This is a genomic window from Bacillus sp. SRB3LM (assembly GCF_015712745.1).
Classification (GTDB): Bacteria; Bacillota; Bacilli; order Bacillales; family Bacillaceae_G; genus Bacillus_A; species Bacillus_A thuringiensis_K.
Window position 1 is genome coordinate 351358 of sequence record NZ_VWVQ01000008.1, and the last position, 21733, is coordinate 373090.

A 21733-nucleotide genomic window follows, 5' to 3' on the forward strand; every position below is an offset into this window, starting at 1 on the left:
GGAACTGCTGTATAAGGAAAAGCACCTACTTAACTGGCTGTTAACACAACATTTCCGGTCGGTCCTGCTGTAACACCATTTATACTTAAAACGTCACCGGCTGCACCAGTAGGACCAGTGGGTCCTTGTAATGTTGGAATATTCGCAGCTGCTTTCATTTTAGATTCTAGCATCATTTCTTTTTTGAAAAGGGTCTCCATCATGCTTTGCGTACTTTCATTTACGGCTAAAATATCTTGTAAGGTACCTGCCGGACCTGTTTGGCCTGGTAACGTTCCTAAAGCAAATTGAATTTTTTCTCCTTCTGCGTTAATAATATGGGATAAACCCATTTCTTCCATGGCAATAGAAGCCAATAATAAATTGACTACATCATCTCTTGTTAATGATATATTGGGGGTAATATTCGGCATATTGGGTTGTGACATAAATTCTCCTCCTTTTCTTTAACGTTTTCATTCTTACTTACACCAAAATATATTTTGGTTCTATACACCATATGATAAGAGAAATGGTTCTGGTGCAAAAAAACAAAATGTTTGAAATGTGTTTTTTAAATTTGGCTATACTGGTACTACTACTACTTCAAAAAGGTGTGTGATCAGTATGGGCCCAGAAAATTTATTTAAGTGGAAACATTATCAACCAGATATTATTTTATTAACAGTACGTTGGTACCTGCGGTACAACTTAAGTTTTCGTGATTTGGTAGAAATGATGAAGGAACGAGGGTTATCTTTGTCTCATACAACGATTATGCGTTGGGTTTATCAATACGGACCGGAACTGGATAAACGTATTCGACGTCATCTGAAACAAACAAATGATTCATGGCGAGTGGATGAAACATATATAAAAATAAAAGGGCAATGGATGTATTTATACCGTGCGGTTGATTCTAAGGGAAATACGATTGACTTCTATCTCAGCAAAACTAGAAATCATAAGGCTGCAAAGCGATTCTTTAAGAAAGCTTTGCAGTCTTTTCATGTCTCAAAACCTCGTACCATCACAATTGATAAAAATCCTGCTTATCCAGTTGCCATCACCAAATTAAAAAAAGAGAAAAAAGTGCCGTTAGGCACTCAAATTCGACAGATAAAATATCTAAATAACGTAGTGGAGCAAGACCACCGGTTCATTAAAAAACGTGTACGCTCTATGTTAGGATTTAAATCTTTTGCCACAGCGACATGTATTCTTGCAGGAGTAGAAGCCATGCATATGATAAAAAAAGAACAGGTTGATTTACGGAATCAGTCTGTTCAAAATCAAAAAGAATTTATTCATCAATTATTTGGATTAACAGCGTAAAGAATGATCCCAGTAGGAATCCTCATTCTTTCTTGGGAACATATCCTTTCTTTGCACCAGAACCCAATTCTCTGATCATAAAAAATTCCCCAATCTTGACCATAGCTTCTCCACTCCATCATTGTCGTTTTGAAACCATTGTCCGTTATTTTTGGGGAATTTGGAACCGTTGTTATAAAGGATTTTACCACCGTTACTAACAGAAGAAAGAGAGTTGATAGAAACAACACTTCATAATAATGATGGTATGTTAGCAAGAAGTGATATGATTTTAGAAAACAGTGGCTATAAAATTATAGAGTTTAATGTTGAAAGTAGTGTTGGTGGTACTGAAATTGGCAATTTGAACAACATGATATTAAAAGAGGGTTTTTTTGATTCTGATAATTGGAAATTTAAAGATCCAAACAAAGAAATAGTAAAAGTATTTAAAGATATAATAAATAAAAATAAATTAAATAAAAAACAAGTGACAATTGGGATAATGGATTGGTACCCTGACATGATGCAATATATATATGCTCATGAGGAAATGAAGCAATTATTTATAGCTGAAGGGTTAAAAGCCGTGATATGTCACCAAGAAAATATAGAAATTAGAGAAGGAAACTTATTTACTCAAGGCGAGAAAATTGATATTTTATTTCGACTTTTTTTATTAGATGATATCAAAGGCGATAAAGGGGAGATTAAGAGAATTTTAGAATTATGTCGTTTAGATAATCTAATAATCACCAATGGTATTCATACGGATTTATATAGCAATAAGGGTAATTTTGCTTATTTATCCGATTTAGAATATCAATATATGTTTAATGAGGAAGAAAAACAAGTTATAAATAGATGTATTCCTTGGTCTAGATTTCTTGAAAAAGATAAATTAGTTAATTATGAAGGTGAAGATTATTTACTGCATAATTTGCTTATAAATAAAAAAGATACCTTTGTCCTTAAACCCCTAAGAGGATATGGGGGAGATGGTGTTGTTATAGGAAAAGGAATGAATCAAAATGCATGGGAATTACAGCTAGCAAATATTTTTCAATCAAATAGAAAATACCTTGTTCAAGAAAGGGTAGAATCCCCAAAAATTTTAATGCCGTATGTTGAAGATGATAAGGTGTCATATTTAGATACTGAAATCAATTATGCAACTTATATTTTTAATAATGAGTATTCTGGAACATTAATACGAGGTATTTCAAAAGATAAAAATACTGTAAACAACATAGCACATGGAGGCTTAATGGGAAGCTTATTTTATATATAAAGGTAAGATTCGAATGATTTAAGATATACATCAATTAGGATCCCAAATTGAAGCAATAGAGTAAGTAAATGAAGAGGGATGATAATAAGATTGGTCACTTTACATTTGAAAAAGGAAAGGAAGATTTTCAAAGTGCCTACGATGAATCAATGGCACTTCTTCCAAAACCTAACGATACGAAAGATATAGAAAAGAAATATGGCACAATTTGTGCTTATTATTTTACTAAAGAGGAAAACAAACATAAGGAACCAATACTCTTACTCCCTGGACGTGGTGCATCTACTCCAATGTGGGTACCTAATTTAGAAGGTCTAAGAGAAAATGCATCTCACGCAATCAATGGTGAGTTCTCTAACGCAGTTAATGCTAGGATCCTTGATTTTGTAGAAAAGCATTCTAATGATAACTAAGTTGAAAGTGGAAAATATGTTGTAATAACAACTTCATCTCTATATAGCTATTTAGGGGATTTTTATTTTTGCACATGTTAAAATCTGAGCCTGATGGGTATGGAACATGCCCACAATGTATATTTTACTTCTTCTATTTTCATGAATATGTATAATTACATGAAAATTCAGTGAAAAAGAGAGTATACTTTCGTATTGTGTAATAAAGATAAAGTCTGCCTACGGAAATAGGCGGGCTTTTTTTACTTATAAAGAAAAGACAACCTTTAAGGTGTCTTCCTTCGATTTGAAACATTTTACTAAGTTAAGTTTTTGTGATAATAAACGCTTTTAATTGGAATGAACCTACGCAGTACATCACTTTATTTTTAAGCATCATTCTCAACAAAAGTGAATATTTTCATTATCCTTTTCACTACAAAGGGTAGTAATTTAGAAGCTAAAAATGCAAGTACGAAAGCAATTCCCCATGTTTTCATCCATGATTTGAGAAATAAAGCTGTATATCCAACATTCATTGAAACCATGACGAAAGAGATAATACTAGATATACCTAAAATCATAAAGATATTAAAAATTAATGGTTCGAATTTTTTATTGATTTTCAAAATTAACACCTATTTTCTATATATGCTTTGCTGCCCGATTTCACCAACATCTAATCTTACAGTTTGAAATCTAGGTTGTCCAGCTTGTTGTACTTTTCTGCAATAGGAACAATAGGTATATAACTAAAGCGTAAATAAACGTCTTCATAATATATCATTAATATTTCTGCTTTGGATGATCAGGAGCAGAACTCGATAGGCTGTATGAAGAGAGAAAGAATCCCCTTAAAGGAGATCCTTTTTACATTATTAAAAGAAATCCTTCATCATTTTAGCATCTTTAATATTCATTATCACACCTTCTACCTTATCTTTTTTCTCATCTTTAGTGATTGTAATTTGTTCCTTATTATCAACCCACACAAGAAATTCTTCTTTTGAGTCATCTTTATATGTAACGGTAATAGTAGAATGTGCAGATTCTCTCTTTTTTTGATCTAAAGTGATTGTTTTAGGTGTTCCATTTTGAACTGCTGAAACGATAGATTTTATCATTTCTTCGTTATCTGTTTGAGATTTGGAAGTAGTATGATTTGTTGTTTTTAGTATTTCAATATCTGAAATATTTGCGGAGTTTAATTGAAAGGTATGTTGAGTGCGTTCTTGCTTAACTTGTGAAGCTTTATCTGTAGCCGAGGTGCTTGTACAACCTATTAAAGTGAAAGATAGAGCGGTTAGAGCGCATATAGATATGGTTTTTTTCATAGTATCCCTCCTTAAGTTTAATTATAACAATTTTCTTTTATTTTAGGTGGTTATTGTAAGAAGAAGATGTTTTAAAGTGGTAAATGATGTTGTTCATTTTCTATTAAAATTAAAATTCACATAACTTTTTTCATATTTTATGTTTAACATTTCGAAAATAGGTGTACTACATATAATATAACAAATAATTCATTTTAAAGGAGGAAGTTAAAGATGGAAACGAAGTATAGTAAACCTTTTGTATATGAATTTATTACGGAGAAAGAGGTCATGAATGCGGCGAATGATCTAGTGAAGAAAGGAATAGACCAAAAAGATATTTACGTGTTAACACATGAGAAAGAGAGGACAGATAGAATCGCAGATAATGCAGACGTGAACACGATTGGAATAAAAGAGGAGGGACTTGGGACAAGTATTATTAATGTCTTTCATAAAACGGGAGATCAGTTAAGAAATAAGATGCAAGAGTTAGGACTTAATGAGGAAGAAGCTAACTTTTATGAAGAAAAGCTGGATGAAGGAAAAATCTTGTTATTCGTTAAAGATTTAGAAAGAGTCGGTGAATGGTTACAAGAAAGAAGATGCATGTATTCTATTTAAATTTGTATCCTGTAAATCTATAAATCTATTACGAAAAGGAGATTGTAAATATGAGTGAGAACGGACTAAAAGAACAAATTACAGGTAAAGTTGAAAAGAAAAAAGGACAAGTAAAAGAAGGAATTGGTGAAGTTACAGAAGATAGAGAGTTGAAAAATGAAGGGAAGTGGGAAAAAACGAAGGGAACGATAAAAGAAAAAGTCGGAAAAGTGAAACAAAAGATAAGCGATGAATTGGATAATAAAGAATAATATATGTTCATCAAGCTTTGGTTACATACTAAAGCTTGATGAATCCAATATAAAACGAATATAGGAGGTTTAATTGTGGGACTTATTATTACGTGTATTGTAGGTGGACTTATTGGTGCGTTAGCTGGAATGATTACAGGAAAAGACTTTCCGTTAGGTATAGTTGGTAACGTGATTGCCGGATTAATCGGATCTTGGGTAGGTAGTGCGTTATTTGGTCATTGGGGTCCTGAATGGGGAGGCATCTTTATTCTTCCGGCGTTATTAGGTGCAATCGTCTTTATTTTAATCGTTACATTCTTTTCTAGAATGCTACGGAAAGCGTAAGTATGGTAATGAATAGTAATCTTGAGTTTATTATATATAACTATAAAGTGAATAAACTGATAAATATACATAAAAAAGCATCCAATTAAACTAATTTGGATGCTTTTTTAATGTAATCTACATAGAAATGAGTGGAGGATGAAGAACCCCCCACTCATTAAAATTACACTTTCTATTATGTATTAAGCCATCGTTACTTTTTTACAACTGCTTATTCTTACGACCTGCCGTGGCTCTATATGAGATAAGTCCTCGTTATTACCTATATCAACTACAATTGTATTCGTTAGTATGTTAATAATGGAACCAACTAATTTTGTAGCATGATCGTGTCGATAAGAAAATTGAACGAAATCTCCCTTTTTAAAGTTGTGCTCTTCCATAGATAGATCCCCCTAAAAATAATGTTTATACATTATACATACACAAATTTATAAAGTTTAAACATTTGGTAGTATTTTTTTAGTATTAAGCTGAGAAAGGTGTAGAAAATTTATTTATAATTAAAATGAAAAAATATGTTTAAAACTAATTTTTAAGGGTAATTAAATAGTAGTAGTTTGAGATAAGGGGGCGGAAATGATGAATTTGGAAATAAATATTTTGCAAAATGATGTAGGTTATACGGTACAACTTAATGGTGAAATTGATGCATATACAGCATCAGATTTGAAAAATAAGATCATGCCTATTGCAAGTGAAAAAGAGGTTCATATTGTAGTAGATTTTCATAACGTAGATTATATGGATAGTACAGGCTTAGGAGTTTTTATAGCTTTATTAAAAGCAGTTAAGAGAAATGATGGGAAGCTAGAGTTTACTGGTGTGTCTAAAAGGCTAAAAAGATTATTTGATATTACAGGGCTAACAGAAATATTAAATTTGAATTCCGATTTTGAAAAAGTAGAAAGAAGGTGACTAGGGATGATGGAGAGATTTGAAAAGATAGAAATGAAAATTCCTGCAAAAGCAGAATATGTGGCTATTATTCGTTTAACAATGGCTGGTGTTGCGAATCGAATGGGTTTTGCTTATGACGATATAGAAGATATGAAAATTGCTATTAGTGAAGCATGTACAAACATTGTACAACATGCATATAAAGAAGACGTTGGAGAAATTACAATTGTCTTTGGCCTATATGAAGATCGATTAGAAATTATGGCCGCGGATAATGGAGTTAGCTTTGATTTTAATAGCTTAAAAAGTAAAGTTGGTCCGTATGATATTAATAAACCAGTAGAGTATTTGCCAGAAAATGGTTTAGGTTTATATTTAATCAATACGTTAATGGATGATATACAAATTATGCATGATGAGGGCATGACAGTTTTAATGACAAAATATATACAAAGAGAGCAGGTGGAGAATGATGGAAATCCAATCTCAACCTACAAATCTTACTAAAGAAGACGTTATTAAACTAATTGCAGACTTCCAACAAAACCAATGTGATGAAGCACAGGAAAGATTGGTTAATCACTATAAAAATCTCGTATATTCCATTGCATATCGCTATTCAAAAGGTGGGCCGATGCATGAAGATATTATACAAGTAGGAATGTTAGGGCTCTTAGGTGCAATAAGAAGGTATGATTATTCGATAGGGAATGCTTTTGAGCCGTTTGCAATACCTACAATAGTAGGCGAAATAAAGAAATATTTACGTGATAAAACTTGGGGTATTCACGTTCCAAGGCGAATTAAAGATTTAGGCGGGAAGATTAAACTTGCGATAGAGGAGCTAACAGATCGTTTGCAGCGTTCACCCAAGATTATAGAGATTGCAGATCATTTAGGACTATCCGAAGAGGAAGTGCTAGAAATTATGGATGCGAAAAATAATTATCGCGTATCTTCCTTAGATGATGTAGTTGAAAATTCATCTGATGGCAGTTCGGTAGCGAGGATTGAATCTGTAGGTGAAGTAGAGCAAGGATATGAAGAGACAGAAAGGCGTCTCGTTTTAAAGGATATTTTTAACGTATTAAATGAGACAGAAAAGAGTGTTATTCATTATATATTTGGAGAAAATTTAAATCAAAAAGATACAGGGGAACGGTTAGGTATTTCACAAATGCACGTTTCTCGTATTAAAAGACAAGCGATAAGTAAATTGAAGCAAGCAGCATTTTTAGATACATAAAAATTTAAAATCATTATGTTTAAAACATGAGAAAAGGGGTAGTTATTAAGTATAGGAGGAGATATAAAAATGTCACACGATGTGAAAGAACTAATCGAAGGATTGAATGAAGATTTAGCAGGAGAATACTCAGCAATTATTATGTATAACCATAATGCAGCTACAGTTTCTGGTATATATAGACAAGTGTTAAAACCTTTCTTTGAATCTGAAATTAGTGATGAACAAGGACATGCCCTATATTTAGCGGAGAAAATTAAGACGTTAGGTGGTACACCTACTACGATCCCTTTACCAGTGAAACAAGTAGAAGATGTTAGAGAAATGTTAGAATCCGCTAGACAATCAGAATATGAAACAATTAAGCGTTATGAAACGAGAAAAGAACAGGCAGCGAAATTAAATATGACAGAATTAGTTGTAAAGCTAGAAGATATGATTGCAGATGAAACAAATCATATGGAAGAATTAGATCGTCTTTTAAATGATAAAGCAATGGTGTTAAATTAAAAGTAGAAATTTATAGAGTGAAAGAACAAATTCCTATTTCTAGGGGTTTGTTCTTTTGTTGTATAAAAAATATATATGAGTAGGAAATTTTCATTTTGTAACTGAGTATGTAATACTAGAAAAATAGAAAATGATAATAGATTTACATTTTAAATAAGAAAAGGGGAAATAACTTGTGTCCATTTTAATTGTTGATGATAATCCGGTTAACATATTTGTAATTGAGAAGATTTTAAAACAAGCCGGATATCATGATCTTGTATCGTTCAATTCTGCACAAGAGCTCTTCGAATACATACAGTTTGGAAAAGATTCTTCCAGGCATAATGAAATTGATTTAATACTATTAGATATTATGATGCCTGAAATTGATGGACTTGAAGTTTGTAGGCGATTACAAAAAGAGGAGAAGTTTAAAGATATTCCTATTATTTTTGTTACAGCTTTAGAGGATGCAAATAAATTGGCCGAAGCGCTTGATATGGGGGCAATGGATTATATTACCAAACCTATAAATAAAGTTGAACTATTAGCACGTATGCGTGTAGCGTTACGCTTGAAATCGGAATTAAATTGGCATAAAGAACAAGAAGAAAATCTTCGGAATGAATTAGATTTAGCTACGCAAGTACAAAGAAACTTATTAAGTAGCCCATTAAGAGAAGATCATATAAAAATTGAAGCAAGTTACTTACCTTCATTTAAACTAGCTGGAGATATGTATTATTGGTATAAAATCGATGAAAATCGCTACGGTATTATATTATTAGATGTGATGGGACATGGTGTATCTGCTTCATTAGTTTGTATGTTTATTTCGTCTGTATTACGTGAAACAATTAAATGTTTAATTGATCCAGAACTCGTTATTAAAGAATTAAATAAATATATGACTCTTTTACATAATGAAAATGATAATATTCCCTATTATTTTACGGCTATATACTTAGTTGTTAATACAGAAGATAGAACAGTTGAATATGTAAATGCAGGGCATCCTTCTGGATATGTTTTAGTTGATGAAACAAATGTAGTTGAACTAGATCGCGGGAGTTGTGCGGTAGGATTTTTTGATGAAATAAAAGTTAAAAAGACAGTTATACCTTTTGAGAAGAACGCTCAAATATTATTGTTTACAGATGGTGTTCTTGAAGCAATTGCAAATGATGAATTTGAGGCTGAAGAGAAATTACGTACTTTTACAGAAAGAAAATGGGGAGATTTAGAAGAAGAGATAGAAGGGTTTTACAAGGAAGAACAAAAGAAAGCGCAATCAGATGATATGTGTCTAATTATGATACAAACGAATGCGAAATAAAAAGCGTATGAAATCCAAACAGAGGATTTCATACGCTTTTATTGTATTTTTTGATAGATTTGTTCGTTCGGATTAAATTGGATATAATGCGGCATTATATCGGAAAAACGTAGAGTTTCTTTATTTCCTAAACATAGGAATCCATTGTGACCTAAGCTTTCATAAAATAGTTGTTGTACTTGGTTTTGAAGTTTACTCGTAAAGTAAATTAAAACGTTACGGCAAAGTATAATATGAAATTCGTTAAAAGATTGATCAGTTACTAAATTATGCTGCGCAAAAATAATGTTTTGTAAAAGTGACGGATTAAAATAAGCAAAGCGATTATCTGTTGAATAATAGTTAGAAAATGCTTGTGTACCGCCAGCTTGTAAATAATTTTTCGTATAAGTTTGCATTTTATTTAACGGAAGGATAGCTTGTTTTGCTTTTTCTAACACATTTGTATTCATATCTGTTGCATAAATAACAGCTTTTTCACTTAATCCTTCTTCGTGAAGTAAGATGGACATGGATAATACTTCTTCACCAGTTGCGCATCCAGCGTGCCAAATTCTAATTTCAGGATACTTTTTTAATTCAGGAATGACATGCTCTCTTAGCGCTTTAAAAAAGTTAGGGTTACGGAACATTTCAGTTACATTAATGGAGAAATCATTTAATAACTGTTCTAAAAACCCTTCCTCATGAATTACTTTTTCAATTAACTTTGAAATGGTTGGGATATTAGAGATCTGCATTCGATTACAAATTCTTCTATAAATAGATGTACGAGCATATTGGCGGAAATCGAAGCCAGATAGTTTAAATACCGCTTCTAATAGTAATTCAATTTCTAAGTTCGTACGCTTATCCATATCTACAGATGGATCAAAATTATAATACTTATTTTCCACTTAAACTAAACCTCACTTATTTTATTAACCATACACTCATTACCGAATAAAGTTGATGTAAATTTAATGGTTTACTTATATAATCTGAAGCACCAGCAGATAAACATTTCTCTTTATCATTTGGCATTGCTTTCGCAGTTAATGCGATAATAGGTATTTCATGTAACCCTAAGTTCATTCGGATATGTTCCATCGTTTCATAACCGTCCATATTCGGCATCATAATATCCATTAAAATAAGGTCAATATTTGTATTGTTTTTTAGTATGTCTAAACACTCTATACCATTTTGTGCAGTAATAATGTTGGCATGTTGTTTTTTTAATGCATTTTGTAATGCAAATATATTTCGGTGATCATCATCGACAATTAAAATAGTTTTCTCTTGGAAGACGTTATTTGTTTCTGGAGTCACGATAGTCTCTTCCGCAACTTCAGCAGGAATAACATCTTCTATCGTTGCTGCAACTTCTAAATTGGATAACTGTATATCATGTAATCCATTTGGAAGGTTAGGAATATATACAGTGAAAGTACTGCCTTCTCCTACATGACTCTCTAACGTAATCCAACCACCTAACAATCTAGCAAATTCTTTACAAATAGATAATCCTAAGCCTGTACCACCATATTTCCGAATCGTTGCGCCATCTGCCTGTTGAAAGGCTTCAAAAATAAGTTGATGCTGTTCTTTAGCGATACCAATACCAGTATCTTTTACCGAAATTTTCATCCAATCATTACTGATAGATTGCATATCAGGACTTAAATTAGTTGTTTTTATTGAATCGAAATGTAAAGAAACGGATCCTGTTTCCGTGAATTTAAATGCATTGGATAATAAGTTTTTAATAATTTGTTCAATCCGTTTTGCATCTGTATAAAATAAATCAGGAATTGTATCACTATCTTCAATCGTAAATTCGACATTTTTTTGTGCAGCTATATGTAAAAAGTTTTGATGCATACTTGCTGCCATGTCATTTATATTTGTTGCTTCAAAAATTACATCTAGTTTCCCAGCTTCTACTTTCGATAAATCTAGTATGTCATTAATTAAAGTAAGTAAATCTTTCCCTGATGAATGAATGACGGTTGCTAATTCAATTTCATCGTCGGATAAATGATTATCATGATTTTCTTTTAACATTTCAGATAATAGTAAAATACTATTTAACGGTGTGCGTAATTCATGTGACATATTTGCTAGAAATTCAGATTTGTATTTTGAGCTACGTAATAACTCACTTGCTTTTTCTTCTAATTCTGATTTAGTAATTTGTAAGTCAGCTGTCTTTTGCTCCGCCTCTTCCGTTCTAGACTCTAGTTGTTCATTCGTTGTTCGTAATTCTTCGGCTTGCATTTGTAGTTCTTCAGCTTGCGTTTGTAATTCTTCTGATTGAACTTGCAGCTCTTCTGTCATTGCTTGTGATTCATGTAAAAGAGTTTGAATTCGCATACGTCCCATAATACTATGGATTGTCAAACCTAAATTATCAACAGTTTGTTGAATTAAATCTTGATGCAAGTCTGAAATCTCAGTTACACTTACTAACTCCATTACTGCAATTACTTCATCCTCAAATAAGATAGGGATGACTAGTAGGTTTTTAGGGCGTATTTCTAATAATCCAGTAGTAACGTAACGGAATTCTTCAGGTATATCCCTGAGAATAAAACTTTTCTTTTCTAAAGCAGACTGTCCAATGAAACCTTCACCCATTTTAATAGACTGTTTTCCAACATCAGGACCTTGACCAGCGAAAGAAGCTTTCTTCACATAGTAGACAGTGTCTTCAATTTCTTCACGAACATAAAATGCACCGCAAGAAGTTTGCGTTTTTTGTATAACCCCACTAAGAATTTTGTTACCTAACATCTCAATAGAAGATACACCTTGATACATTAAAATTAATTCTGCAAGCTCGGTTTGCAACCACTCTCTTTTCGATATTTCGTCTAGTAAGTGGTTCGTTGTGTGAGCTAGATCTTTTATTTCATCACGTGTGTTTACATGAATTCTTTCCGTAATTTTTTCTTTAGAAGAAATGGATTTAATAGCTTGAATTACATTTTTAATCGTTTTTGTAATGGAATTCGAAATATAGAGTGAAATGATAATAGAAATACAAGAAAGTAAGAACAATAAACTGTATAACCAAATCTCTAATTTATTATTTTCAGTATCTAATTGTGCTGCTCTTTTTTTCGTTAATTGCTCCTCAGTGCTACGGAAGTTAGTTACCTGTGACTGTAAGGACTGAATTTGAGTCGTGTCGATTGTTTGTACATTATTACTATTATTATTTGTAATGAGTGGGTGAATCTCTTTATTAATCCAACTAGTAATGTTTTCGTTAATCTGTTTTAATTTTTCTTGCTGAGATGGGTTATCCTCTAATAATGAGAAAAGATCTTGATAATGTTTTTCGTAATCCTTTTCCGCAGCATTAAGGGATTGAACGTAATTTACATCATTAGAAGTGATAAATCCTTTCGTTTTATTTTCAATTGTGAGTAAATCTTTCTCCACTTGATTCGTTAAATTAAGAACTTTAAAATCGTGCTCAATAATAAAATTACGAGATTTTTGTAAACTGGAAATCTCATTGTTTAGCATAATGAAAGAAATAAGTAAGAACAAAATGATAACTAAATAACCAGCCATAATTTTGTAACGAATACTAAATTTTGCTTTCGATTTCATCAAAAATTCCTACCTTCAAGATTATTAAAAGTTTTCAATCGTAAAGAATGAAAACGTAATATATATTATATCAGTTTTCGTAAGGCCAAACTAGAAATCCCCCTATTGTATTAGGGGGTTCGTTTTTCATAGAGGAAATCATGTTGAAATATAAAACTATATATGAAAAGTAACAATCGAGGGAATAGGGGGATCATAAAACTTTTAAGCAGGAAAAAGTGTTCTTAAAGCTTTTTTTGCATCTATTCCTTCAAAGATAAATAATACAAGTTCTTTCTTTTTGACAGTAAGGAAAAAGGATACTAATGTGCTTAAGTTTTTAATAGAAGTAAGTGCTCCATGTTTACCTATAAATACATTCGTTTGAAATGTTGTCATTAAAGCATAAAAATGATGAATCTGCGTTATTGTAGGTGTTTCATTATAAGAAATAGTAGTAGATTGAATGACATTCATCGTAATATTCCTTTCCATATAGTAAGCATAACAATATAAACATACCCGTTTTAAAAAATGTTAAACATATAAATAAGAAAAATATAATTATAGTTTTTTTACGTTTAGAAAAGGTTAGGAAGGGTATACATATACTACAAAGAGATTAACTGAAGATGAATTGTAAGATGTCTATGTTTAGTAGATTAGTCTATCAAAATATACTTTTACTTTAAATAAAAAGGAGCCTGGTATACATGAATGAAATGATGATTAATATTACATTTGATTTAATTTACTTGTTAAGTAGTTCACTTGTAGTGCTTTTACTATTCGCTTTTTTCGTAAATGGTTATGTTAATAAGAAGATTAGTGTATACAGAAATGAAGAAAAATAAAGATACATTATATAAAATTTTAGGAGGTTAATAGTTATGAATGTAGATAGAAAAATAGTAGGTGTTTTTAGAACAATTGATGATGCGGCACTCGTTATTAATGAATTAAATGATAAAGGATACTCAGCAAATAACATTTCAGCTATTGCAAAGGATCAAAAGGAAATTGAACATCTGGAAGAAAAATCGGGTGAAAAAGTGAATAGCGAAACTGCACATAAAGCAGATATCTTTTCAGCGACAGGGCTCGTAGCTGGAGGAGTAGCAGGCGGACTCGGTGGTTTATTAACAGGTCTTGGTATACTTGCCGTTTCTGGAATGGGTCCAATCGTAGCAGCAGGACCAATCGCAGCAGCTATTGGAGGAGCCGGTATTGGCGGAGGAGCTGGAAGTTTAATAGGAGCATTTATAGGATTAGGAATTCCAGAAGAACATGCTAAAAAGTATGAAGAATACATTTACGATGGCAATATATTAATTTTAGTAGATGCAAAATTAGATGATAAGTTAGAAATCTATAAAATATTTGATAAGCATAATGCTTATAACTCTGATTTCTTTAAATAAAATGTAAACAAAGTAAATATTATTTTTGATCTTACAACTTTGGCGCGACCGAGGAGTCGTATGACTATAAGAGAGGAAGGGCTTATAGTAAAAGATCAAGTCCTATTATGATATTGAGCAGGGAAGAGGTGTCTATTCGTGATTGTAAAAATATTAAAGGATAGTAGTAATAGTTTCCTTTGTACAGTTCAAAATAAAAATGGAGATCAGTATGTGAAAAAATGGTTTAGTAAACATGAAAATAATAAAGAATTAGGGCGACCAACTTTTAAAGAAGTAGAAAAGGATTGGAAAGAAAATAGAGAATCGTTTATGTATCCCAATATTAAAGCGCTTTATTAAAATGAAACATAAAGCGCGTTTTATTATTACAAAATTGTCACACTCCTGTAAGGTAATTCAATAGATTAGTTACTTTTTCCATGTCATAATAAAGATATAAGAAAGCTAATCAAAAATTATAATTTATAGGAGAGTGTCAGTCATGATTGTAACAACAACGTCTGGAATTCAAGGTAAAGAAATTATTGAGTATATCGATATTGTAAATGGTGAAGCTATTATGGGTGCAAATATTGTCCGCGATTTATTCGCTTCTGTTCGTGATGTTGTCGGTGGTCGTGCTGGTTCGTATGAAAGCAAGCTAAAAGAAGCTCGTGATATCGCAATGGATGAAATGAAAGAACTTGCAAAACAAAAAGGTGCGAACGCTATCGTTGGTGTTGACGTAGATTACGAAGTTGTTCGTGATGGAATGTTAATGGTTGCTGTAAGTGGTACAGCTGTACGTATATAAGTAAATAAAAAACAGGCTCACCCCTTGAAGTTTATGCTTTGAGGGGGTTTTTTGTTTTTAAGTTATAGAAGTAAACTCCAGTTGTAAGGGCGAGATGAAAAAAGAAACAGTGATGCTACATATATGTAATGTGAGTGCAAACTTTATAATAAAGTTGTTATTTGAGATAATGGAAGAATTAGTGGTATAAATAACTTTATAGATAATAATCAAAATAGAGAAGACAGAATGTTCATGGATGGAATGGTTAAGGGGATTTTCCAATCTGTAATAAAAAACCGAGGTACCGAGAGCGGTTTACAGATGTCTACTACATAAAATTTATAATGGATTGGGGGCGATTTTTATGTTTTGGTTAGGAGGCTTTTTAGGATACATTGTAGGTTCTATTACTACATGTGCGCTACTTTACTTTGGTTATAGAGCCGAGAAGAACAAAAAAGCGGATATGCGAAAGAAAGAGGAGAGAAACATCAATAAAAAAGGTGTATAGGATGTGGAAGAAAAATTGATAACATTGATGCAAAAATAAAGGACAGTTACATATTTTATATGATCACTATGTACTGTCCCGCTTATTCCTTGTGGCTTAACAAAAATTTTTTGCTGTCTTGCTATAAAATTCATAGGCGAAAAATCCAAATAAATAGCCTATTCCGGATCCTAAACTAATTGAAAGTAGTAAAGAATCAGGAGAAAATATGCCGACAATAATACCGATCAAACACCCTAAAAGCATTGCCATTGGTATTAAACTGTCTAATAAAATTTGAGCCTCATTTGATTTTTTCTTACCCAAATTGCCGTGCTTATATTTATGTTCCAATCTTTTTATTACAAATACTACAATCCCCCCGACTAGTATAATAGGCCAAATTGCCGAAATTAGCCACATGTTAGAAGCTCCTTTCACCTTTCAATATAATTGTACCAAAAAATTACAATTATAGACTGCTAAACGTACTATCTAGTCTATTTAAAAGGTAAATGCAAAAGACTTCTTCTTTTGCATTTAATAACTCGTCAAAAACACTTTCCGATACGATAAACTTAACTAAATCTATACAATTCAATCAAATTTACACAAGTTAGTGCTTCAAAGTGTTCTCGCAGCCCCAAAGGGACGAGGGGTATAACACTCCACACGAGGCAGTATCGTTACCTCCTATTATCAAGCATTTATTTTACCCATCTTGATAAATTTATCGTAGCATTTACATCCCTATCGTGATGGCTATTACATGAAACACAACACCACTCACGTATTTTTAAACTCCACTGTCCTTCTGGTTGAACTGAATGGTCGTATTTTACGCCGCAACATGAACAAATCTTGCTTGAAGCGAACCATTTATCAGCTTTTACATACGCAATGCCGTACTTCTCGCACTTGTATGACAAACATTGAAAGAAGAAGTTTAATTTTTGAAATGAAAATGCTTTCGATAGTTTTTTGTTTTTTAACAGGTTTGAAATAGATAAGTCTTCCACAACAATCCTGATTGGTTTGGTTTTCACCAATTTAGCTGTTGCTTGATGGATATGGTTAGTTCGGATATTCGTAATTTTCCTAGATAACCGCAGGTGCTCAGCTTTCGCTTTTTCATATCCGGCAGATTGAATTTTTGCACCTTTTTTAAATCTCCTAGACATATCTCTTTGTGCTGACTTTTTCCTTTTCAAAAGTTTTTTAACCTTGGCATCTTTGTTTATATTTCGTTCTTTCATACCATTAGAAGCTACAAAAAGCTCTTTTAAACCAACATCTACACCAATCGACTCATTCGTTAGTTCTTGTAATTCAAAGTCTTCTTGGAACCCTACACTAATCCACCAGTGACGACCATCAAAGGTAACTCTTGGATTGGATGGTTTTTTATTTCTTGGTAGTTGTTGGCTTGTTTTCACTTCTCCAATAGACTGAATGTGAACTACTTTCTTTCCTATAATCAGTCTTTCATAATTAGCATAAAATCCTTGGATTACATCTTTTTTGGATTTATAAGAAGTGTGAGAACCATTTTTGTACTTTTTGAACGAATTTTTTCTCGCCGCATCAAAATCTCTTGAAGCCTGTTTAGGAACTTGTGCATTAATGTCTTTTAACCACTCATATTTCTTTCGCTTCTTGATCTTTGTAAATCGTTTCTGTAAAGCTAACTGTGAAACAGATTTTCCAAATAGCTTATAATATCTATCACTCATTCTTTTACAATAGTTATAAGCAAATCTTGCAGCACCAGCATGGTTTCTAAGCACTTTTTCTTGTTCAGGCGTTGGAATCAGTCTAACTTTCTTCGCCAATATCATCAGAATGTAACTCCTTTAATGAAAGATTTGTTCTTCTGAATCGTAGCGTGTTCCACCAGCATTCTCCTGAGACCACTCGGATGCAAACCTGTTAATTCCGATACTTGACTAACTCGTGAAAATTTCATTATTATTCTTACCTCATTGAATCTAACATAGAACATATGTTCGATATATTCAATGAGGTTTGATAGATTTAATTAAATGTATCTCGTTCAACTAAGGGCGCAATTCCTTAGCCAGTTCTCTTATGAACTTCTCATGTTTTCACATGAGCGCAGACTATATGTTTATCTACTTAGAGATAGAGGATTTTTCCACCACCATAGGCTTGTGATGTACTCTCGTCAGTTATACGAGATAGTCGTTGAACGTTCATCTTATCCATTTTGACTTAGATGATTCGAGGCGGAAGACCCATTGTTCTAGTGTTTAGGATTTAACCTTGCACGATCTGATTGATTTTTTCTGCTTTCGCGACATTCACGCTCGCTATTTCTAGCCACGTTGTAGTTCAATCAGCTTTAGGGATTGCCCGCAGTTAACCCTCACTACTAGCCAATCACTTGACTAGCAGGGCTTACTGATATATTTAATTAACTTTCGTTATAATTGGTTAAATAAATCGTAACAGTTAGTTACCCTTTCGTTTTCTCAGCGGACTGCACAACATCAACTGCTGCTTTCACATCTGCTAAGTCATACGTAGAATGTACCGTCATAAAACACAATTGCTTATTTTCTACTAAGCGAATTAAGTGACGAAACGTTTCTTGCCATTTATATGGTGACACTTCTTTATTCCAATGTCGTAAATGAAATATGTTCGCGTGTACTTTGGCTTTCGTGACAATTTCTGCCCAGTTTACTTGTATTCCTGATAGAAGACCGATCGTTAAAAAGTGCCCGTTTGGACGTAAGGAGAAAGCTAATTCATTTCCAGCCGATCCCCCGATAGAATCAATTGCAGCATCCGCACCGAGCCCGTTTGTTAATTCCATAACAGTTTCATAAAGCGGGGCAGTGGAAGTATCAATTACATATGCAGCACCAAGGCGCAGTAATTCTTCTGTATGCTTATTATTTCTTGTAACAGCAATTAATCGGAAGTTTAAAATTTGTGATAACTGCGCAAATAGATGTCCAATAGCGGATCCACAAGCATTCACTAATAAAACGTCATTACTCTGTAAGTTTAACGTTTCTGTACAAGTAACCCACGCCGTAAGAGGGTTAATATACATTTGCGCCGCTGTAAAATCATCGATGGAATCAGGGATAGGGACTACAAAATCAGCTGACGTCTTCACATAGTCCTGCCAAGTACCTTCTCCGCGTAACGGTAAAACACGTTTACCGATAAGGTCTCTCGTAACGCCCGCACCTACATCTTCTACAATACCAACACCTTCATAACCAGGTATGTTAGGTAAAGGAATTCTATGAGCGTACGCTCCGGTTATTGGAATTAAGTCAGATGGATTAATCGGTCTAACTAACATACGGACCAAAACTTCATTCTCTTTTAGTGGTTCTAGATTTTTATATTCAACTTGTAATACATCTTTTGGGTTGCCAAACTTGTGAAATTGAATGTGTTTTCCGTGCACGATAAATGTTCCCCCTTGGTTTGATAGGATTAATTATAGCATTTTTGGTTGGAGTGATTATTTGGTTATCAAAAAATAAAAGGGAACAGAAATTCTTCGTTTATCTATTTGATAAAATCGGTTTCTTCTGAATACGTAGTAATATAAGAAAAAGACGCTCTTGTGAGCGTCTTTTTCTAACTTGAGATAGATGCATTATTATTGTTCTACTAGGTTACATAGTTCTCGTATAAAGTTTTCTCACACAAATGATCTGTATATCAATTTGCTTTTGATATACAGATCATTTGTATGATAATTATTATAGATAATTGCTGAATGATAACCTTACATGAATGCTTTTAAAAGTTCTTGAACTAATGGAATTACTCCACCTACAAATTTTAAAACTGCCATTGCGATTTCCATATGAGTGCCTCCTTTTTTAATGGTAAGATACAATAAATCTTTATACGCTTATTATAGTGAGCGCTTACAATTATATCAATGCATTTCGATATGCAATATTTCATATTTGTATTCTGTAATGGGGATGGGAGAAAGCCCCACTAATTAAAGTTTCACTTTATCAAAATGTAAGCTGCATCTTGTATAATATAATGGTGGAGGTCGAATATGAAAAAAATGAATTCAAATATAGACGTGGATACAAATGTATTGGAAGCGGTATTTATTCCAAGAAGGTTTATTGTTTTATGGATTACACTCGTATATATAGCTTCAATGCTTTTAGAATTTCGTAATAATATTCTCTCAATGGATAGTTTCTTCTTCACAATAATTATTGTTATTCATACTATCTTTCATTGGTATGCAAGTTCATTAAAGAATAGACAATTGTTGTATTTCTTTTTTGTACAACTCTTCATTGTGTTTCTTGCTGCATTTATTGTACCAAATGGTTCAATAGCTATTTTTGTTGGATTAACCCCTATTTTAATTGCCCAAAGTTTATATGTTTATAACAATATATTTAAAGTAATGGCGGTTTTCACTCTCATGTATGCCATATTTTGTACTGCGATTAGTATGAATTATGGTGTGAATAAAGTAGCTATTCTTATCTCTATGTTCCTTTTAGTACTAGCAATTATTATTCCTTTTTCTTATATTAATAAGCAGCAATATGATGCACGTAATCGTATACAGAGCTACATTCAAGAGTTAGAGTCTGCATATATGAGAGTAGAAGAATTGACATTAGCTAATGAAAGGCAACGAATGGCAAGGGATTTACATGATACGTTAGCGCAAGGTGTAGCGAGCTTAATTATGCAATTGGAAGCAATAGAAGCCCATATGCAAAAAGGGAATACAGGGCGATCGCAAGAGATTATGAAACAAACTATGATAAGAGCGAGACAAACTTTACATGACGCAAGGCTGGTTATTGATGATTTGCGTCATACTACTAATTCATTTAATAAAGCTGTAGAGGAAGAAGTTCAACGTTTTTCTGAGGCTACGTCTATACATGTGAGATTTACTATTCAAAGTCCCCCGCATATTTCAAGATTAGTAAAGGAACATTGTTTATATGTAATTAGTGAATGTTTAACGAATATCGCAAAACATTCACAGGCAAAAGATGTAAATTTGAAAGTTGAATATAGTGATAACCTTGAAAAACTTACTATTGAAGTTGAAGATAATGGAATTGGTTTTGACACTGGATATATCGGTAAGAATCCTGGACATTACGGCTTAATTGGCTTAAATGAGCGAGTTCGATTGATTAATGGAGAAATACATATATTGAGTGAAAAGATGAAGGGTACGAAAGTGTGTATTCAAGTACCTATTAATAATGAAGGAGATAGCGATGAAGTATAACGTATTAATTGTGGATGATCATTTCGTTGTAAGGGAAGGTCTGAAATTAATAATAGAAACGAGTGATTCATTTCAAATTATAGGTGAGGCTGCAAACGGAGAAGAAGCCCTTTCTTTCATAGAAAAAAAGAAACCTGATGTTATTTTAATGGATTTAAATATGCCTAAAATGAGTGGTTTAGAAACAATTGAGGCTTTAAATAAAAAACAAAATCATACGCCGATTATTATATTAACAACTTATAACGAAGATGAATTAATGTTAAAGGGAATTGAGCTAGGAGCAAAAGGATATTTGCTAAAAGATACGGATCGTGAGAATTTGTTTCGAACATTGGAAGCGGCTATTCGAGGTGAGATTTTACTACAACCTAATATTATGGAAAAGATAGTGAATTATAAAAGGAAAGAAGTATATGATGATAAGGTTGAAGAAAATAATTTAACAGAAAAAGAATTGTTTGTGTTGAAAGCTATTGCGCGTGGAAATAAGAATAAAGAAATTGCATTCGATATGGGAATAGCTGAACGAACAGTAAAAGCGTATTTAACAAATATATATAATAAATTAGGTGTTAATTCAAGGTCAGAAGCAGTAGCTGTATCTATTGAAAGGAAGTTAATTCATTTTTAAAACGTTATATATGCCCAATCGTACATTATAGGCTTGCCCTTTTGTACGATTTTTTTATTATTTTCTCATGTTATGCTTTAGA

General features: G+C 32.5%; 27 protein-coding genes and 2 pseudogenes. 18 read left to right on the plus strand and 11 right to left on the minus strand.

Features of this window, described 5'->3' with window-relative positions; translation table 11 throughout:
- Window positions 1-29 precede the first annotated feature (29 nt).
- Window positions 30-428: an alpha-helical endospore appendage domain-containing protein gene (locus tag F3I02_RS08755; protein ID WP_196477838.1), complete on the minus strand. Its 399-nt coding sequence runs from the start codon at window positions 426-428 to the stop codon at window positions 30-32.
- Window positions 429-606: 178 nt separating this feature from the next.
- On the opposite strand from F3I02_RS08755, the gene F3I02_RS08760 reads away from it, so the two are divergent.
- The 3 genes and pseudogenes from F3I02_RS08760 to F3I02_RS08770 form a co-directional block, all read left to right on the plus strand.
- Window positions 607-1314: an IS6 family transposase gene (locus tag F3I02_RS08760; RefSeq protein WP_196477570.1), complete on the plus strand. Its 708-nt coding sequence runs from the start codon at window positions 607-609 to the stop codon at window positions 1312-1314.
- Window positions 1315-1528: 214 nt separating this feature from the next.
- The gene (locus F3I02_RS08765) at window positions 1529-2584 is read left to right on the plus strand and encodes a glutathionylspermidine synthase family protein (protein ID WP_230876784.1); all 1056 of its coding nucleotides are present in this window, start codon (window positions 1529-1531) and stop codon (window positions 2582-2584) included.
- Window positions 2585-2652: 68 nt separating this feature from the next.
- A pseudogene (locus F3I02_RS08770) lies at window positions 2653-2907 on the plus strand (carboxylesterase); the annotation flags it as partial.
- Window positions 2908-3365: 458 nt separating this feature from the next.
- Here F3I02_RS08770 and F3I02_RS08775 read toward each other — a convergent pair.
- Complete coding sequence (locus F3I02_RS08775) at window positions 3366-3605, minus strand: DUF2798 domain-containing protein (RefSeq protein WP_000700225.1); 240 nt, start codon at window positions 3603-3605, stop codon at window positions 3366-3368.
- Window positions 3606-3854: 249 nt separating this feature from the next.
- Window positions 3855-4310, minus strand: coding sequence for a hypothetical protein (locus tag F3I02_RS08780; protein ID WP_000751338.1), 456 nt, complete (start codon window positions 4308-4310; stop codon window positions 3855-3857).
- Window positions 4311-4523: 213 nt separating this feature from the next.
- Between F3I02_RS08780 and F3I02_RS08785 the strand changes: the two genes are divergently transcribed.
- From F3I02_RS08785 to F3I02_RS08795, 3 genes are all read left to right on the plus strand, one after another.
- Window positions 4524-4913 carry a YflT domain-containing protein gene (locus tag F3I02_RS08785; RefSeq protein WP_000448805.1) on the plus strand — a complete coding sequence of 130 codons (390 nt, stop codon included), beginning with the start codon at window positions 4524-4526 and terminating at the stop codon, window positions 4911-4913.
- Between the two features lie 50 nt (window positions 4914-4963).
- Window positions 4964-5164, plus strand: coding sequence for a CsbD family protein (locus F3I02_RS08790; protein ID WP_001293464.1), 201 nt, complete (start codon window positions 4964-4966; stop codon window positions 5162-5164).
- Window positions 5165-5239: 75 nt separating this feature from the next.
- Window positions 5240-5491 carry a GlsB/YeaQ/YmgE family stress response membrane protein gene (locus tag F3I02_RS08795; protein ID WP_000522902.1) on the plus strand — a complete coding sequence of 84 codons (252 nt, stop codon included), beginning with the start codon at window positions 5240-5242 and terminating at the stop codon, window positions 5489-5491.
- Window positions 5492-5673: 182 nt separating this feature from the next.
- On the opposite strand, the gene F3I02_RS08800 is transcribed toward F3I02_RS08795, so the two are convergent.
- Window positions 5674-5874, minus strand: a complete 201-nt coding sequence (locus tag F3I02_RS08800) for a hypothetical protein (protein ID WP_000390998.1) — start codon at window positions 5872-5874, stop codon at window positions 5674-5676.
- 196 nt (window positions 5875-6070) lie between these two features.
- Here F3I02_RS08800 and rsbV point away from each other — a divergent pair, with 196 nt between their 5' ends.
- The 5 genes from rsbV (at window position 6071) to F3I02_RS08825 (ending at window position 9465) form a co-directional block, all read left to right on the plus strand.
- Entirely contained in the window at window positions 6071-6409 is a 339-nt protein-coding gene (gene rsbV, locus F3I02_RS08805) for an anti sigma b factor antagonist RsbV (RefSeq protein ID WP_003300267.1), read from the plus strand.
- Window positions 6410-6415: 6 nt separating this feature from the next.
- Complete coding sequence (gene rsbW / locus F3I02_RS08810) at window positions 6416-6898, plus strand: anti-sigma B factor RsbW (protein ID WP_002163876.1); 483 nt, start codon at window positions 6416-6418, stop codon at window positions 6896-6898.
- Window positions 6861-7637 (plus strand): RNA polymerase sigma factor SigB, encoded by a 777-nt coding sequence (gene sigB, locus F3I02_RS08815; RefSeq protein ID WP_016117354.1) that lies wholly within the window; start codon window positions 6861-6863, stop codon window positions 7635-7637. The genes rsbW and sigB overlap by 38 nt, the downstream gene beginning before the upstream one ends.
- Before the next feature lie 69 nt (window positions 7638-7706).
- On the plus strand, window positions 7707-8147 hold the full coding sequence (locus F3I02_RS08820) for a ferritin-like domain-containing protein (protein ID WP_000017755.1): 441 nt from the start codon (window positions 7707-7709) through the stop codon (window positions 8145-8147).
- Between the two features lie 175 nt (window positions 8148-8322).
- Window positions 8323-9465, plus strand: a complete 1143-nt coding sequence (locus F3I02_RS08825; RefSeq protein WP_196477839.1) for a fused response regulator/phosphatase — start codon at window positions 8323-8325, stop codon at window positions 9463-9465.
- 38 nt (window positions 9466-9503) lie between these two features.
- Here the strand turns inward: F3I02_RS08825 and F3I02_RS08830 are convergent, their stop codons facing one another.
- From F3I02_RS08830 to F3I02_RS08840, 3 genes are all read right to left on the minus strand, one after another.
- Window positions 9504-10361: a CheR family methyltransferase gene (locus F3I02_RS08830; RefSeq protein WP_000429029.1), complete on the minus strand. Its 858-nt coding sequence runs from the start codon at window positions 10359-10361 to the stop codon at window positions 9504-9506.
- 16 nt (window positions 10362-10377) lie between these two features.
- On the minus strand, window positions 10378-13068 hold the full coding sequence (locus F3I02_RS08835; protein ID WP_196477840.1) for an ATP-binding protein: 2691 nt from the start codon (window positions 13066-13068) through the stop codon (window positions 10378-10380).
- A gap of 204 nt (window positions 13069-13272) precedes the next feature.
- Window positions 13273-13524, minus strand: coding sequence for a hypothetical protein (locus F3I02_RS08840; RefSeq protein WP_001100943.1), 252 nt, complete (start codon window positions 13522-13524; stop codon window positions 13273-13275).
- A 236-nt stretch (window positions 13525-13760) separates the two neighbouring features.
- On the opposite strand from F3I02_RS08840, the gene F3I02_RS08845 reads away from it, so the two are divergent.
- The 5 genes from F3I02_RS08845 to F3I02_RS08865 all read left to right on the plus strand — a co-directional run bounded on the left by F3I02_RS08845 (window position 13761) and on the right by F3I02_RS08865 (window position 15757).
- Window positions 13761-13901, plus strand: coding sequence for a hypothetical protein (locus F3I02_RS08845; protein ID WP_001004571.1), 141 nt, complete (start codon window positions 13761-13763; stop codon window positions 13899-13901).
- A 36-nt stretch (window positions 13902-13937) separates the two neighbouring features.
- Window positions 13938-14468 (plus strand): general stress protein, encoded by a 531-nt coding sequence (locus F3I02_RS08850; protein WP_001100093.1) that lies wholly within the window; start codon window positions 13938-13940, stop codon window positions 14466-14468.
- Window positions 14469-14606: 138 nt separating this feature from the next.
- Window positions 14607-14810, plus strand: coding sequence for a DUF4028 family protein (locus tag F3I02_RS08855; RefSeq protein ID WP_000635853.1), 204 nt, complete (start codon window positions 14607-14609; stop codon window positions 14808-14810).
- Between the two features lie 142 nt (window positions 14811-14952).
- Window positions 14953-15264 (plus strand): YbjQ family protein, encoded by a 312-nt coding sequence (locus F3I02_RS08860; protein WP_000637511.1) that lies wholly within the window; start codon window positions 14953-14955, stop codon window positions 15262-15264.
- Between the two features lie 346 nt (window positions 15265-15610).
- Entirely contained in the window at window positions 15611-15757 is a 147-nt protein-coding gene (locus tag F3I02_RS08865; RefSeq protein WP_000498642.1) for a hypothetical protein, read from the plus strand.
- 96 nt (window positions 15758-15853) lie between these two features.
- Here the strand turns inward: F3I02_RS08865 and F3I02_RS08870 are convergent, their stop codons facing one another.
- The 4 genes and pseudogenes from F3I02_RS08870 to F3I02_RS34635 all read right to left on the minus strand — a co-directional run bounded on the left by F3I02_RS08870 (window position 15854) and on the right by F3I02_RS34635 (window position 19696).
- Window positions 15854-16159 carry a hypothetical protein gene (locus F3I02_RS08870; RefSeq protein ID WP_000266257.1) on the minus strand — a complete coding sequence of 102 codons (306 nt, stop codon included), beginning with the start codon at window positions 16157-16159 and terminating at the stop codon, window positions 15854-15856.
- A gap of 284 nt (window positions 16160-16443) precedes the next feature.
- Entirely contained in the window at window positions 16444-17574 is a 1131-nt protein-coding gene (locus F3I02_RS08875) for an RNA-guided endonuclease InsQ/TnpB family protein (RefSeq protein WP_000599318.1), read from the minus strand.
- 638 nt (window positions 17575-18212) lie between these two features.
- On the minus strand, window positions 18213-19184 hold the full coding sequence (locus F3I02_RS08880; RefSeq protein ID WP_196477841.1) for a zinc-dependent alcohol dehydrogenase family protein: 972 nt from the start codon (window positions 19182-19184) through the stop codon (window positions 18213-18215).
- A gap of 327 nt (window positions 19185-19511) precedes the next feature.
- Window positions 19512-19696, minus strand: a pseudogene (locus F3I02_RS34635) (hypothetical protein).
- A gap of 103 nt (window positions 19697-19799) precedes the next feature.
- Between F3I02_RS34635 and F3I02_RS08885 the strand changes: the two are divergent.
- Window positions 19800-21017 carry a sensor histidine kinase gene (locus F3I02_RS08885; protein WP_000738695.1) on the plus strand — a complete coding sequence of 406 codons (1218 nt, stop codon included), beginning with the start codon at window positions 19800-19802 and terminating at the stop codon, window positions 21015-21017.
- Complete coding sequence (locus F3I02_RS08890) at window positions 21007-21651, plus strand: response regulator (RefSeq protein ID WP_074594325.1); 645 nt, start codon at window positions 21007-21009, stop codon at window positions 21649-21651. Before F3I02_RS08885 ends, F3I02_RS08890 begins: the two co-directional genes overlap by 11 nt.
- Window positions 21652-21733: the final 82 nt, after the last annotated feature.

Coding starts and splice junctions, on each gene's coding strand:
- F3I02_RS08835 (WP_196477840.1), bottom strand. CDS start 13,068: ATGAAATCGAAAGCAAAATTTAGTATTCGTTACAAAATTATGGCTGGT.
- F3I02_RS08790 (WP_001293464.1), top strand. CDS start 4,964: ATGAGTGAGAACGGACTAAAAGAACAAATTACAGGTAAAGTTGAAAAG.
- F3I02_RS08760 (WP_196477570.1), top strand. CDS start 607: ATGGGCCCAGAAAATTTATTTAAGTGGAAACATTATCAACCAGATATT.
- F3I02_RS08845 (WP_001004571.1), top strand. CDS start 13,761: ATGAATGAAATGATGATTAATATTACATTTGATTTAATTTACTTGTTA.
- F3I02_RS08875 (WP_000599318.1), bottom strand. CDS start 17,574: ATGATATTGGCGAAGAAAGTTAGACTGATTCCAACGCCTGAACAAGAA.
- F3I02_RS08850 (WP_001100093.1), top strand. CDS start 13,938: ATGAATGTAGATAGAAAAATAGTAGGTGTTTTTAGAACAATTGATGAT.
- F3I02_RS08885 (WP_000738695.1), top strand. CDS start 19,800: ATGAAAAAAATGAATTCAAATATAGACGTGGATACAAATGTATTGGAA.
- F3I02_RS08860 (WP_000637511.1), top strand. CDS start 14,953: ATGATTGTAACAACAACGTCTGGAATTCAAGGTAAAGAAATTATTGAG.
- F3I02_RS08890 (WP_074594325.1), top strand. CDS start 21,007: ATGAAGTATAACGTATTAATTGTGGATGATCATTTCGTTGTAAGGGAA.
- F3I02_RS08800 (WP_000390998.1), bottom strand. CDS start 5,874: ATGGAAGAGCACAACTTTAAAAAGGGAGATTTCGTTCAATTTTCTTAT.
- F3I02_RS08780 (WP_000751338.1), bottom strand. CDS start 4,310: ATGAAAAAAACCATATCTATATGCGCTCTAACCGCTCTATCTTTCACT.
- rsbW (WP_002163876.1), top strand. CDS start 6,416: ATGATGGAGAGATTTGAAAAGATAGAAATGAAAATTCCTGCAAAAGCA.
- F3I02_RS08785 (WP_000448805.1), top strand. CDS start 4,524: ATGGAAACGAAGTATAGTAAACCTTTTGTATATGAATTTATTACGGAG.
- F3I02_RS08870 (WP_000266257.1), bottom strand. CDS start 16,159: ATGTGGCTAATTTCGGCAATTTGGCCTATTATACTAGTCGGGGGGATT.
- sigB (WP_016117354.1), top strand. CDS start 6,861: ATGATGGAAATCCAATCTCAACCTACAAATCTTACTAAAGAAGACGTT.
- F3I02_RS08820 (WP_000017755.1), top strand. CDS start 7,707: ATGTCACACGATGTGAAAGAACTAATCGAAGGATTGAATGAAGATTTA.
- F3I02_RS08755 (WP_196477838.1), bottom strand. CDS start 428: ATGTCACAACCCAATATGCCGAATATTACCCCCAATATATCATTAACA.
- F3I02_RS08865 (WP_000498642.1), top strand. CDS start 15,611: ATGTTTTGGTTAGGAGGCTTTTTAGGATACATTGTAGGTTCTATTACT.
- F3I02_RS08840 (WP_001100943.1), bottom strand. CDS start 13,524: ATGAATGTCATTCAATCTACTACTATTTCTTATAATGAAACACCTACA.
- rsbV (WP_003300267.1), top strand. CDS start 6,071: ATGATGAATTTGGAAATAAATATTTTGCAAAATGATGTAGGTTATACG.